Source organism: Agrobacterium sp. GW821-FHT02D03, assembly GCF_059421725.1.
The window spans coordinates 707,327-719,794 of sequence record NZ_JBWKVN010000002.1 but is presented as its reverse complement, the minus strand read 5'-3'; the positions used below and the strand labels follow the sequence as shown (position 1 = coordinate 719,794).

12 protein-coding genes are annotated in these 12,468 nt (G+C 59.5%); 5 read left to right on the top strand and 7 right to left on the bottom strand.

Annotated features, from left to right (window positions below):
* The first annotated feature begins 8 nt into the window (after nucleotides 1–8).
* The 5 genes from AC07U5_RS16720 to AC07U5_RS16700 all read left to right on the top strand — a co-directional run bounded on the left by AC07U5_RS16720 (nucleotide 9) and on the right by AC07U5_RS16700 (nucleotide 5,389).
* Nucleotides 9–644: a LysE family translocator gene (locus AC07U5_RS16720; RefSeq protein WP_494723690.1), complete on the top strand. Its 636-nt coding sequence runs from the start codon at nucleotides 9–11 to the stop codon at nucleotides 642–644.
* A 135-nt stretch (nucleotides 645–779) separates the two neighbouring features.
* Nucleotides 780–1,226, top strand: a complete 447-nt coding sequence (gene ribH, locus AC07U5_RS16715) for a 6,7-dimethyl-8-ribityllumazine synthase (RefSeq protein WP_062443485.1) — start codon at nucleotides 780–782, stop codon at nucleotides 1,224–1,226.
* A gap of 4 nt (nucleotides 1,227–1,230) precedes the next feature.
* A complete protein-coding gene (gene nusB / locus AC07U5_RS16710) occupies nucleotides 1,231–1,728 on the top strand; it encodes a transcription antitermination factor NusB (protein ID WP_062423518.1) in 498 nt (165 codons plus the stop codon).
* A 97-nt stretch (nucleotides 1,729–1,825) separates the two neighbouring features.
* Entirely contained in the window at nucleotides 1,826–3,046 is a 1,221-nt protein-coding gene (locus AC07U5_RS16705) for an MFS transporter (RefSeq protein ID WP_494723689.1), read from the top strand.
* A gap of 204 nt (nucleotides 3,047–3,250) precedes the next feature.
* Nucleotides 3,251–5,389, top strand: coding sequence for a sodium-translocating pyrophosphatase (locus tag AC07U5_RS16700; RefSeq protein ID WP_494723688.1), 2,139 nt, complete (start codon nucleotides 3,251–3,253; stop codon nucleotides 5,387–5,389).
* A gap of 22 nt (nucleotides 5,390–5,411) precedes the next feature.
* On the opposite strand, the gene AC07U5_RS16695 is transcribed toward AC07U5_RS16700, so the two are convergent.
* Genes AC07U5_RS16695 through AC07U5_RS16665 form a run of 7 tightly spaced genes read right to left on the bottom strand, consistent with a single transcriptional unit; the run spans nucleotide 5,412 to nucleotide 12,178 of the window.
* Complete coding sequence (locus tag AC07U5_RS16695) at nucleotides 5,412–6,371, bottom strand: sugar kinase (RefSeq protein ID WP_494723687.1); 960 nt, start codon at nucleotides 6,369–6,371, stop codon at nucleotides 5,412–5,414.
* Between the two features lie 6 nt (nucleotides 6,372–6,377).
* Nucleotides 6,378–7,436, bottom strand: a complete 1,059-nt coding sequence (locus AC07U5_RS16690) for an ABC transporter ATP-binding protein (protein WP_335323326.1) — start codon at nucleotides 7,434–7,436, stop codon at nucleotides 6,378–6,380.
* Between the two features lie 43 nt (nucleotides 7,437–7,479).
* Nucleotides 7,480–8,301: a carbohydrate ABC transporter permease gene (locus tag AC07U5_RS16685; RefSeq protein ID WP_062423513.1), complete on the bottom strand. Its 822-nt coding sequence runs from the start codon at nucleotides 8,299–8,301 to the stop codon at nucleotides 7,480–7,482.
* Nucleotides 8,301–9,239, bottom strand: a complete 939-nt coding sequence (locus AC07U5_RS16680) for a carbohydrate ABC transporter permease (RefSeq protein WP_113179230.1) — start codon at nucleotides 9,237–9,239, stop codon at nucleotides 8,301–8,303. Before AC07U5_RS16680 ends, AC07U5_RS16685 begins: the two co-directional genes overlap by 1 nt.
* Nucleotides 9,239–10,567 (bottom strand): ABC transporter substrate-binding protein, encoded by a 1,329-nt coding sequence (locus tag AC07U5_RS16675; RefSeq protein ID WP_440598730.1) that lies wholly within the window; start codon nucleotides 10,565–10,567, stop codon nucleotides 9,239–9,241. The genes AC07U5_RS16680 and AC07U5_RS16675 overlap by 1 nt, the downstream gene beginning before the upstream one ends.
* A gap of 54 nt (nucleotides 10,568–10,621) precedes the next feature.
* Entirely contained in the window at nucleotides 10,622–11,281 is a 660-nt protein-coding gene (locus tag AC07U5_RS16670) for a GntR family transcriptional regulator (RefSeq protein ID WP_062423510.1), read from the bottom strand.
* A gap of 12 nt (nucleotides 11,282–11,293) precedes the next feature.
* On the bottom strand, nucleotides 11,294–12,178 hold the full coding sequence (locus tag AC07U5_RS16665) for a dihydrodipicolinate synthase family protein (protein WP_440598729.1): 885 nt from the start codon (nucleotides 12,176–12,178) through the stop codon (nucleotides 11,294–11,296).
* Nucleotides 12,179–12,468 lie beyond the last annotated feature (290 nt).

Here is a 12,468-nt window from a genome sequence, read left to right as displayed (position 1 = left end):
AGCTCACAATGGCGTCTTATGAACTACTTGCGGCATTCCTGGTTACGACGGCTCTGTTTGCCTATGTGCCGGGACCTGCGATGCTTTACACAATAGCCCAGACCATGGCGCGGGGCCGCGCTGCCGGCTTGATGGCCGTGCTCGGCATTCACCTTGGCTGTTATGTCCATATCATTGCGGCGGTCGCAGGATTGTCCGTGCTGTTTCAGGCGGTGCCGTGGCTCTATCTTGCGGTGAAGTTCGGCGGTGCTTGCTATCTCATCTGGCTTGGCTTCTCCATGCTCAGAGCCCGGCTCAACGACGAAGCAACGGGCAGCGTCACGATCTCTCAGAAGTCTGCAAAGCGGGCCTTCATCGATAGCATTGTCGTTGAGGTGTTGAACCCGAAGACGGCGTTGTTCTTCCTGGCGTTCCTTCCGCAATTCGTCGATCCGGCCGCGGCGTTTCCGATCTGGCTACAGTTCCTGATCCTCGGCGTTGCCGTCAACATCATCTTCACCTCGGCGGATTTTGTCGTCGTGCTGGTGGCGGGGCTTGCCGCTGGACGGTTGAAGCGGTCGGCTTTGGCGCAAACGGTTGCCCGGCGTGGAGCCGGTGCGATTTTGATGGGCCTCGGTCTCCATCTGGCGTGGCAGAGAAGCTGATCGTAGCCACGAAACCGGCTCGCGGCATCGCGCACGCGGCAGCATTGCATTAAAAATGCTTGCCAAGCGGGGCCAGCCATGGTTTGACCGCCCCAAAAGCCGGTATGATCCGGCGCAAATTTTCAGGAAACCCCCATGTCCCAGCCCCATCTTCTCATCGTGGAAGCACGCTTTTATGACGATATGGCCGATGCCCTGCTCGATGGCGCAAAGTTCGCGCTCGAAGAGGCTGGCGCCACCTATGACATCATCACTGTTCCAGGCGCGCTGGAGATTCCCTCCGCGATTGCCATGGCGCTCGATGGCGCAGACAATGGTGGCACGGAATATGATGGCTTCGTTGCGCTCGGCATGGTCATCCGCGGTGAAACCTATCACTTCGATATCGTCGCCAATGAATCCTCCCGCGCTATCATGGACCTTACCGTCAGCGAGTCGCTCGCCATCGGCAATGGCATCCTGACCGTCGAAAACGACGAGCAGGCCTGGGCGCGCGTTCGTCGTTCCGACAAGGACAAGGGCGGTTTTGCCGCACGTGCCGCGCTGACCATGATCGAGTTGAAAAAGAAGCTGGGTGGTTGATCGGATGACGAGTGTCGAAAACGGCGCAGAGCCGCGTCAGCCTTCCATCAAACCCGTCAACCAGCGCGGCGCTGCGCGCCTTGCGGCAGTACAGGCGCTCTACCAGATGGATGTCGGCGGTACCGGCGTCATGGAAGTGGTTGCCGAATATGAGGCGCACCGCCTTGGCAAGGAAGTGGATGGCGAGACCTATCTGAAGGCCGACCCGTCCTGGTTCCGCTCGATCGTGTCAGGCGTCGTGCGCGACCAGACGAAGATCGACCCGCTGGTGCGTTCCGCACTTCAGGAAGACTGGCCGCTGTCGCGTCTCGATACCACCGTTCGCGCCATCCTGCGTGCCGGCGCCTTCGAAATCCTTGAGCGTAAGGACGTTCCGGTTGCAGTGATCGTCACCGAATATGTCGAGATCGCCCGCGCGTTCTTCGAAAATGACGAGCCGAAGCTCGTCAACGCGGTTCTCGATCGTATTGCAAAGCAGGTTCGCGGCGAGACCAAGCGTTAAGTTTCACGCCCTCACTTTTTGATTTCCCGCAAGGCTGGACAGCAAGTCACGCTATAGTCTTTGCGGGACATACTCCGATTGGGAAGGTGGGGACGAGATGAGCGCGGTATCGGTTGCGGGCCTGGAAGGCCAATTGTCTGAGGCCAAGCGCAACGTTCTCCTCCTCACCGTCGCACAGGCTATTCTCGGTTCCGCCGGACCGTTGAGTTTTTCGGTGGGTGCGCTTGCGGGTTACCAACTCCTCGGAGCTGACAAATCCCTGGCGACAGCGCCGCTCACCGGCTTCAACATCGGTGTTGCCCTTGGCGCGGTGGCAGTTGCGCTTGCCGCTCGTTTTCTCGGGCGCAAAGCAGGCTTCATTCTGGGAGCGCTTCTGTGCTCGACCGGCGGCGCGCTGGCTGCCGTCGCACTCTTTCGGATGGATTTCTGGCTCTTCACGCTCGGCTTGATGCTGATCGGTCTTGCTGGCGGCTTCACTCAGAAAATCCGTTTTGCAGCGGCCGATGCCTCGCCCTCCTTCTATAAGCCGAAGGCCATTTCCTGGATTCTTGCGGGCGGGGTTGTCTCTGCTATTGTCGGCCCCCAACTTGCCATTTTCGGTAAGGATGTTCTTTCGCCGGTTACCTTTGCAGGCACATTCATTGCGCTTGTGCCGCTTGGACTTCTGGCGGCTGGGATCTTGTGTTTTCTGAAGCTGCCGGAGGTGAAGCAGACAGTGTCCAGTGCTCCGGCACGGCCGCTCTTCGAGATCGTCGCCACCCGCCGTTTCATCACCGGCATGATCTGCGGCATCGGCTCCTACGCTCTGATGACCTTCATGATGACAGGCGCGCCGCTTGCCATGGTCATCGGCTGCGGCTTTCCGAGCGAACTGGCAACGCTTGGAATACAATGGCACGTGCTTGCCATGTTCGGGCCAAGCTTTTTTACTGGTGTCCTGATTACCCGCTTCGGCGCAGAGAAGGTGGTGGCCGCGGGCCTCGTCATACTCATGGCCTGCGCCATCGTCGCCCATATGGGCGTCGAACTCTGGAACTTTTGGCTGGCACTCATCCTGCTCGGGGCAGGGTGGAACTTCGGATTCATCGGCGCAACCTCGATCGTATCCTCCAGCTACCGGCCGCATGAAGCGGATAAGGTGCAGGGATTTCACGACATCATCCTCTTCGGCACGGTTGCGCTTTCGTCCTTCTCATCAGGGCAGGTCTTCACTGCCTGGGGCTGGTCGGTGATGAACCTCGTCATCTGGCCAGTCACCGGTTTTTGCCTCATCCTCGTGCTGACATTGATTTTCAGCCGGACGCAAAAAGCGGTCTGAATCAGAACCATACGCACCAGCACGTGATCTTCGGGCTTGACGCGACGCGTCATCGCAACGCAATCTTGCCACCGCAAGCCATTCTTCCCGGGGAGGGGATGAAATGGCTCATCCTGGTGTAAGGCGTTCTGCGCCTCACGCCCCGCATGTGGTTTCGCCCGCCGGGGAAATGTGACGAACCGGCACAATGGGAGGTAAGTGCGAATGACCGTCATTGCATTGGTAATTTTATGCGGTGTCCTATCGATCGCTTATGCGATTTGGGCAACGAAGAGCGTTCTGGATGCCGATCAAGGCAACGAGCGCATGCGTGAAATAGCAGGCTATATTCGCGAGGGGGCTCAGGCCTATCTCGCACGTCAATATCTGACCATCGCAATCGTCGGTATCATCGTCACGATCGCTGCGTGGATTCTTCTCTCTCCGGAAGCCGCAGTCGGTTTCGTCATTGGCGCCGTTCTTTCCGGTGCTGCCGGCTTCATCGGCATGCATGTTTCGGTACGGGCTAATCTTCGCACGGCGCAAGCCGTATCCCATAGCCTCGCAGCCGGTCTCGATATCGCCTTCAAGTCCGGCGCCATCACCGGCATGCTTGTTGCTGGCCTGGCGCTACTCGGCGTCTCCATCTATTATTTCATCCTGACCTCCGTGCTCGGCCACCCAACCGGCTCGCGCGACGTGATCGATGCGCTGGTCTCGCTCGGCTTCGGCGCATCGCTGATCTCGATCTTCGCCCGTCTTGGCGGCGGCATTTTCACCAAGGGTGCGGATGTTGGCGGTGACCTCGTCGGCAAGGTCGAGGCTGGTATCCCGGAAGACGATCCGCGCAACCCGGCCACCATTGCCGACAATGTCGGCGATAATGTTGGCGACTGCGCAGGCATGGCCGCCGACCTCTTCGAAACCTACGCGGTCTCGGTCGTGGCGACGATGGTTCTGGCGGCGATCTTCTTTGCCGGAGCGCCGGTGCTGGAAAACGCCATGCTCTATCCGCTCGCCATCTGCGGCGTTTGCATACTGACGTCGATTGCCGGAACCTTCTTCGTCAAGCTCGGCACCAACAATTCGATCATGGGCGCGCTCTATAAGGGCCTGATTGCCACCGGTATCTTCTCGATCGCCGGGCTTGCGGTCGCAACCTCGCTCACCATCGGCTGGGGTTCTATCGGAACCGTTGCCGGCATGGACATTACCGGCACCAACCTGTTCTTCTGCGGCCTTCTCGGCCTCCTGGTAACGGCACTGATCGTCGTCATCACCGAATACTACACCGGCACCAATAAGCGCCCGGTCAACTCCATCGCTCAGGCGTCGGTCACCGGCCACGGCACCAACGTCATCCAGGGGCTTGCGGTCTCGCTTGAATCGACAGCACTGCCCGCCATCGTCATCGTTGGGGGCATCATCTCCACATACCAGTTGGCGGGTCTCTTTGGTACGGGCATTGCGGTTACCGCGATGCTCGGTCTTGCCGGCATGATAGTTGCGCTCGATGCCTTTGGCCCGGTGACGGACAATGCCGGAGGCATTGCCGAGATGGCGGGTCTCGACCCGGATGTGCGCAAGGCCACCGACGCGCTCGACGCAGTTGGGAACACCACCAAGGCCGTGACCAAGGGCTATGCCATCGGCTCAGCCGGTCTCGGCGCCCTCGTTCTGTTTGCGGCGTATTCCAACGACCTTGCCTACTTCGCGGCGAACGGCGCAACCTATCCCTACTTCCAGGATGTCGGCGAGATTTCCTTCAGCCTCGCCAACCCTTACGTGGTGGCGGGTCTGATTTTCGGCGGTCTGATCCCCTATCTCTTCGGCGGTATTGCCATGACCGCCGTTGGCAAGGCTGCCGGCTCCATCGTGGAGGAGGTTCGTCGTCAGTTCCGCGAAAAGCCGGGCATCATGCAGGGCACCGAAAAACCGGATTACGGTAAGGCCGTGGACCTCCTGACCAAGGCCGCCATCCGTGAAATGGTCATCCCATCGCTGCTGCCGGTGCTGGCACCAATCGTCGTCTATTTCGGCGTGCTGCTGATTTCCGGCTCCAAGGCGTCTGCCTTCGCAGCCCTCGGCGCCTCGCTGCTCGGCGTCATCATCAACGGCCTCTTCGTTGCGATCTCCATGACCTCGGGCGGTGGTGCCTGGGACAATGCCAAGAAGAGCTTCGAAGACGGCTTCGTCGACAAGGATGGCGTGCGCCATGTCAAGGGCTCGGACGCACACAAGGCATCCGTCACCGGCGACACGGTGGGTGACCCCTACAAGGACACCGCCGGTCCTGCGGTCAATCCGGCTATCAAGATCACCAATATCGTGGCGCTGCTGCTGCTGGCGGTCCTGGCGGGTTGATATGAAAGAAGCGGGCCGCTCCTCAGCTTTGAGGGGCGGCCTCAGACAACCAGGCGGTCATCGCCGCTTCCGCTTCGGCCCGCGTCGGCGTGCCCGTCCGGCCACCGAAAACCTGACACTTCAGTGCTGCCGCCACGGACGACAGCTGGATGGCGGCACGGCTCTCGATCCCTTCCACTACAGCCAAGGCAAAGGTCCCATGAAACACGTCGCCAGCCGCGAGCGTGTCCACCGCTTCGATGGCCATGGTCGATTGAAAATGGATGGTCGGGTCGCCGGCTTCCGTCCAATAGCATCCTGAAGGCCCGGCGGTGACAGCAATGAATGTCTCCGGGTAGCGCCCATGTAAAACCGGCATCATGGCCGAAACATCGGATAGACCGGTCAGCCGTTCCGCTGCGGGCTCGGAAAAGATGATGTGGCTTGCAGCGGGTGCAAGCCGCTCCAACGTTTCCACCGGCGCAACATCCCCGTCCAGGATCGCGGGCTTGCCGAGTTGTCGCGCAACGGTCAGCACATCGAGCGCGAGTTCGGGCCAGCGCACGTCCACCAAAACGGCATCGAAGGCCGCTAGATCGGCTTTCGTGCAGGAGCGTTTATTCTCGTGCAGCCTGTGATCGTAGAAGGGGACGATCAGTCGCTCGCCCTGGTCATCGATCAGGATGGTGGAGAGCGCAGAGCGCGCACCCTTGGCGACCGTCATGCCGGACGTATCGATGCCGCTCTCCGACAGGTCGCGCAGAATGCGCGCGCCCGTCTCGTCATCGCCAACGGCGCCCCATAGGCTTGCCCGTCCACCCATGCGATGGACGGTGTAGGCGGCGCTCGATGCCATGCCCTCGGCGATTTGCAGCATTTCGTAAGGTAGAACCTTACCTTGGCCCGTCGGCATGTCATGTACGCGAAACAGCGTGTCCAGCACGGCCGCCCCGACGCAGAGTACGTGGCGGCCGTGGCCCTCTTCTTTATTCTCGCTTTGCATCGATGCTCAGATTCGCTTGCCGGTTTCCTTGTCGAACAGGTGCACCGAAGCGGGATCGATGGCAACACGAACCGTATCGCCAAAACGGATATCCAGCCGCTCGCGGAAGAGGCAGGCAATTTCCTCGCCATTGCAATTCAGTTTCGCATAGATTTCCGAGCCGGTGCCTTCCACCAGCTCCACCCGTCCCTCGATGCCGGTTTCGGCAGCGCGAATGTGCTCGGGGCGGATGCCGTAGACGAGGTCGCGCCCGCCAAGCGTCGCGGGATTGGCTGTTGGCGGCAGAGGCAGCGTCAGGCCCTTGGCGGTGCGGAAAACGCCTTCTTCGACACGGCCGCGAATGAAGTTCATGGCAGGCGAACCGATGAAGCCGGCGACGAAGAGATTGGCCGGGCGGTCGTAAAGTTCAAGTGGCGCACCGATCTGCTCGATGATGCCATCGTGAAGTACGACGATCTTGTCGGCCATGGTCATGGCTTCCACCTGGTCGTGCGTCACATAGATCGTGGTCGTGCCGATGCGCTGATGCATGGACTTGATCTCGCCCCGCATCTGCACGCGCAGCTTGGCATCCAGGTTGGAGAGCGGCTCGTCGAAGAGGAAGACCTGCGGATCGCGTACCAAAGCGCGGCCCATGGCAACGCGCTGGCGCTGACCGCCGGAGAGCTGGCGCGGGTAGCGATCCAGCAGCTTCTCCAGTCCAAGAATGCCAGCGGCCTTGTCTACCTTCGCCTTTGTCACGGCGGCATCGACCTTCTTGAGCTTCAGGGCAAAGCCCATATTCTCGGCGACTGTCATATGCGGATAAAGCGCGTAGTTCTGGAAAACCATGGCGATATCGCGGTCACGTGCCGGCAGGTGGCTCACCTCGCGTGCGCCGATATGGATTTCGCCGTCGCTCAGCTCCTCGAGACCGGCGATCATGCGAAGCAGGGTGGATTTTCCGCAGCCAGACGGGCCGACCAGGACGACGAATTCTCCGTCACGAATATCGATATCGATACCGTGGATGACATTGACCGCGCCGAAGCGCTTCTGGACATTCTGGATATTGACGGGTGCCATGATGATTATCCTGTAATAAAAGCCATTGCAGCGATCGGTCGGATCAGCCGCCCTTGACGGCGCCTGCGGTGAGGCCCGCAACGATCTGCTTTTGAGCAAACATGGTGAGCAACAGCACGGGCAACGTCACGATCAGCGCTGCTGCTGCGAGCGGACCCCAGCTGACCTGCTCGAAGGACAGCATGTTGTAGACCGCGACCGGCAGCGTTCGCGTTTCGCGACTGGCCAGCACAATGCCGAAGACGAAGTTGTTCCAAGAGAAGATGACGGCGAGGATGAAGGATACCACGATGCCGGGCTTGGCGATGGGCAGCGCCACGAGCCGAAACACCTGCCAGGACGAGGCACCGTCGATGCTCGCCGCCTCTTCCAGTTCCTTCGGCGTCGTCTCGAAATAGCCGATCATGATCCAGACGACGATCGGAACCGTCACCACCAGATGGATGATGATCTGCGGCCAGAGCGTGCCAAGCAGGTTCAGCCATTGGAACAGAAGGAACAGCGGAATGAGGAAGGAAAGGCCAGGCGTCATGCGCGCGATCATGATGACGATCGCTGCTTTTTCCGCCTTCAGCCGCGCAATGCCGTAGCCTGCCGGAACGCCGATCACCAGCGCGAGAATGGTGGCGGCACCCGTGACCAGCACGGAGTTCCAGAAATAGAGGAAGAAGTTGTTTTCCTCGAACACCTTCACATAGTTCGACCAGGCGAAGCGCTCAGGGATCAGGATCGGCGGATAGGCGCCGTTATCGATTTCGAATTTCAGCGACAGCGAAATCATCCAGAGGAAAAACAGGATGACGGGGGAGATCATCACCAGCGCAATGAAGAACAGGCCGATGCGGTCTAGGTTTCTGCGGGACATCAGCGATCCTCCATCTCGTTCCATTGGGTGCGCGCACGAACCATCAGAAGAACGAAGGAGAGCGCGATGATGACGATGAAGAAGACGACGGCCATGGCCGAGGCATAGCCGATGTCGTAATAGGCAAAGGCCGTATTGTAGAGGTAAATGTTGATCGTTTCCGATGCCGTGCCAGGGCCGCCTTGCGTCATCGCATAGATGATGTCGAAGCTCTTCACCGCATCGATGGAGCGTATGATGACGGCAATCATCAGGAAGGGTGCGATCATCGGCATGGTGAGATAACGGAACTTCTGCCAGGCATTGGCGCCGTCGATCTCAGCACTTTCATAGGGCTCGCGCGGCACGGCTGCCAGACCACCGAGAACGATGAGCATGACGAGCGGCGTCCACTGCCAGGTTTCCACCAGGACAAGTGAGGGGATGACCGTGGATTGGTTGTAGATCCATTCGAGCGGTCCGATGCCGATGAAGGACAGAAGATAGTTCAGCACGCCAAGCTGCGGGTGGAACATCATCGTCCAGACCAGCGCGATGGCGACCGGGGTCGCCATCATCGGCATGACGAATACGCCGCGCAGGAAACCGCGCAGCGGGAACTGCGCATCGAACACAAGGGCAGCCAAGGTGCCGAGAAAGAGCGGCGCGACAACCGACAGGACCGTATAGACCAGCGTGTGCCAGAGCGATTCCCAGAACCGCGCATCACTTGCCAAGCGGATGTAATTGTCGAAACCGATGAAACTCTGCTCTTGCCCAAGCGTCCAGCGTTGCGCGCTCATCCACAGGGTAAAGACCCAAGGGAAGACGATCACCGCGCCAATGACGACGAGAGCGGGAATGACGAAAGGCCAGTAATTTGGAGCAAGCCGCGGCGGCTTGCTCCCCTGCGCGACCTTCGTCACCGCTGCATTATGTTCGATGCTGACAGACACCATTATCCCTCGCTGCGTGCCAGAACAGGTGCGAACTGTTCGGTCGCCTTCTTGAGTTCTGCGGCGGGATCTGCGCCACCGATCATGTTGGTGAGACCGACGCCGTAAATGTCGCGGAACTCGGTCACCGGAATGATGACCGGCAGCGCAAGCTTTGACACCTTGCCGGAACCGACCACCGCATCCAGCCATTCGGCTGGCATCTTCACGCCTTCACGCACCTTCGCGTCCTCAAGGATGGACTGGCGGAACGGAACGCCGGCACCGGCCTGCAGAAGACGCGCACCCATGTCGTGAGAGATTGCCCACTGGCAGAAGAGATAGGCCGCTTCCTTCTTGGTGCTGGCTTCGACGACGCCAAGGCCATCACCGAACGTACCAGCCGCTTGCGCTGCCGGACCCTTCGGCATCACGCCATAGCCGGTCTTGCCGACGACGCGGGACTTTTCCGGGTTTTCGATCGGCGGTGCGAAGCCAACGCCATCCAGCCACATGCCGATCTTGCCCTGAAGGAAGGCAGACTGCGCTTCGGCCCAGTTGAAGCCGGAAACGCCGGGAGGCGCGGCCTTGGTCATCAGACGCTGGTAGAGCTTGGCCGCTTCCACCGCTTCCTTGGACTCGGTGTTGATCTTGCCATCGGTAATCGGCTCGCCGCCGTAACCGAGCATCAGGGTGGTCCAGACCGGGGTGTTGGCGTTTTTCAGGCCGCGGGCAACGAAACCATAAGTGTTGGTGGACGGATCGGTGATCGCTTCTGCAGCGGCGACCAGTTCCTCGAAGGTCTGAGGATATTTGAGGCCCTTGGCTTCGAAGAGATCCTTGTTCCAGTAGAGAATCCAGTAATCCACCGAGAATGGCAGCGAGCGCAGGACGCCGTCGCTATCCTTGGCAAACTGCATGCCGGCTGTGGCAAAATCGCTTTCGACCAGCGACGGATCGGTGAGCGATGGGTCCTTCATGAAGCCACTGATATCGGCGAGCCACTTGCCCTTCTCGAACTGGCGCTTCTGAACGTGGTAGCTCAGGTGCACGACGTCGAAGCTCGGCTTGCCGGAGGACAGTTCGATGACGACTTTCTGGCGCTGCTGCTGTTCCGGCGTTGCCTCGGCATTGACCTTGATGCCGGTCAGCTCTTCGAATTCCTTGATGTATTTCAGAAGCGTTTCGCTGCGCGGGCTCTTGACCAGATTGACCTCGAGCGTTGTGCCGGCATGCTTCTTCCAGTCCACTGCGGCTGACGCGGAGCGCACACCGAACATGGCGGCGCCGCCAAGGGCCGCCGTGCCGGCCAGGAAGGCGCGGCGCGTTGGGCTGATAAATGAATGTGTCATGAAGTTCCTCCTCTTGACGCCGGGATCTCCTCATCCCGGCTTTATGGTGATCTCTCAAACCGCGAGTGCTCTGTCCCTCGCGCTACGAATATGGGCAACCAGCCTCTCGACCGCTTCGTCGACATCGCGTCGTTGAATGGCCTCGATGATGGCAAGGTGCTCAGCCATGACCGATTTGACATGGCCGGCGATGCGGAAGCGCTCCTGGTTGATCAGGCGCATCTTGATCGAATTGACGCGATAGGCGTTCGAGATGATCGAGTTGCCGAGCGCGTCGATAAAGGCGTCATGCATGCCCCAGTCCACGGCCTGGGCGCGTGCATCGAGTTCGGTCGAGCCGTTGCCGCTATTGGCAAGTTCGGCAATCTCCCGATGGTCTTTCAGCAGCGCCGCAATCGCGTCGTCGGAGGCGGTGCGGGTGAAATTCGCCACCGCTTCCTTTTCCAGCAGGATGCGAAACTGAAAGGCTTCGCGGATGAGGTTGATATCGATATGGGCGACCTGGAGGCCACGCTGTGGCACGGTCTTGATCAGCCCCTCAGCCTCAAGCCGCGGGATTGCCTCACGGATTGCGCCGAGAGGCAGCCCTGTCATCTCGACGAGCCGACGCTGGGAAATGAACTGACCGGGCCGGACGTCACGCGCGAGGAGATGGTGCGTGAAGCTTTCATACGCCTTCTCTCTCAACGTCGTCTGTTCGGCCACATCGTCCATTTATGATCCCTTTCAAGCCGCCTGTTTACTGAAGAGCGACCCGAATGCCGCTTCGATCTTTTTACGATCTTCTGCAGAAATGGAAACCAGCGGCGGACGCACAGTGTGCCAGATCGTCTCGCCGGTCACGTAGGACACAAGCACCTTCACCGCAGGCGTCACCGGGAACTTCAGCAGTTCGACGACGAGGTCCTGGACACGCTCGTCATCCTTGCCCTCGACTGCCATGGCGCGGATTTCAGCGGGTAAGAAGTTGGCGCAGCCGGAGATCGCACCCTGACCGCCCATACGAACGCCCTGGGCCAAATGACGCTCGTCGCCGATGAGGATGATCAGATCGCCATTTTCCTTCAGAAGCCGTTCCGTATGCGGCCAGTTGCCGGAGGAGTCTTTGACGCCAACGACGATACCGGGAAAAGCCTGCTTCAGGCGGCCGACAAGCTCGACCGACAGCGTCACCATTGTCACCGACGGAATATTGTAGACGAGGATGTCGCGCGCGGTTGATCCGATCTGCGAGAACACCGAAGCGAACCAGTCGAACAGACCGTCATCGCTGACATTCTTGAAGTAGGAAGGAGGTGCAAGGAGGATGTTGCGCACGCCGGCGTCGAGGGCGGCAAAGGCCTGGTCGGCAGCATCCTGCACCGAATCGACCAGAACGCCGACGACGATATTTTTCGGAGAGATACCGGCACTCAGGCATGAGGCGAGGATATCGGCCCGCTCGCGGGTGCCGATCGAGCTTCCTTCGCCGGTGGTGCCGAAAAGGGTGATGCTGTCACAACCCGACGACAAGGCACGCTCGGCCTGCTTGATCATTGCATCGATGGCAATCGTTCCATCTTGCATAAAGGGTGTCGTCAACGCTGCCGAGAGGCCGAATTTACCAGTCACGTCCATGCTCCTCCAAAACTGATGGAGATGTGATAAGACATTAACATGTCAGTTGTAAAGTCACCAATGTTTAGTTTGTTGTTATGAAGCGCAATGAATTGGGGAGAGGGAGGCCGGAGGGCGCCCTTACTGAGGATGGCAGAAAAAACCGTTTCAGCTTTAAGATAAAGCGGTAAGCGGGAAAGTGCTGGAATTGCGTGGCACGGTCGCCACAGCCAGCTTTAACTCTGTTGAAATTCGCGAGTTCGGCCGCTTTAGCAATAGGTGGTTAACCTTTATTTTTTATCTCA

Excerpts from the sequence above, each read along its gene's own strand:
- AC07U5_RS16720 (WP_494723690.1), top strand. The coding sequence starts at position 9 with ATGGCGTCTTATGAACTACTTGCGGCATTCCTGGTTACGACGGCTCTG.
- ribH (WP_062443485.1), top strand. The coding sequence starts at position 780 with ATGTCCCAGCCCCATCTTCTCATCGTGGAAGCACGCTTTTATGACGAT.
- nusB (WP_062423518.1), top strand. The coding sequence starts at position 1,231 with ATGACGAGTGTCGAAAACGGCGCAGAGCCGCGTCAGCCTTCCATCAAA.
- AC07U5_RS16705 (WP_494723689.1), top strand. The coding sequence starts at position 1,826 with ATGAGCGCGGTATCGGTTGCGGGCCTGGAAGGCCAATTGTCTGAGGCC.
- AC07U5_RS16700 (WP_494723688.1), top strand. The coding sequence starts at position 3,251 with ATGACCGTCATTGCATTGGTAATTTTATGCGGTGTCCTATCGATCGCT.
- AC07U5_RS16695 (WP_494723687.1), bottom strand. The coding sequence starts at position 6,371 with ATGCAAAGCGAGAATAAAGAAGAGGGCCACGGCCGCCACGTACTCTGC.
- AC07U5_RS16690 (WP_335323326.1), bottom strand. The coding sequence starts at position 7,436 with ATGGCACCCGTCAATATCCAGAATGTCCAGAAGCGCTTCGGCGCGGTC.
- AC07U5_RS16685 (WP_062423513.1), bottom strand. The coding sequence starts at position 8,301 with ATGTCCCGCAGAAACCTAGACCGCATCGGCCTGTTCTTCATTGCGCTG.
- AC07U5_RS16680 (WP_113179230.1), bottom strand. The coding sequence starts at position 9,239 with ATGGTGTCTGTCAGCATCGAACATAATGCAGCGGTGACGAAGGTCGCG.
- AC07U5_RS16675 (WP_440598730.1), bottom strand. The coding sequence starts at position 10,567 with ATGACACATTCATTTATCAGCCCAACGCGCCGCGCCTTCCTGGCCGGC.
- AC07U5_RS16670 (WP_062423510.1), bottom strand. The coding sequence starts at position 11,281 with ATGGACGATGTGGCCGAACAGACGACGTTGAGAGAGAAGGCGTATGAA.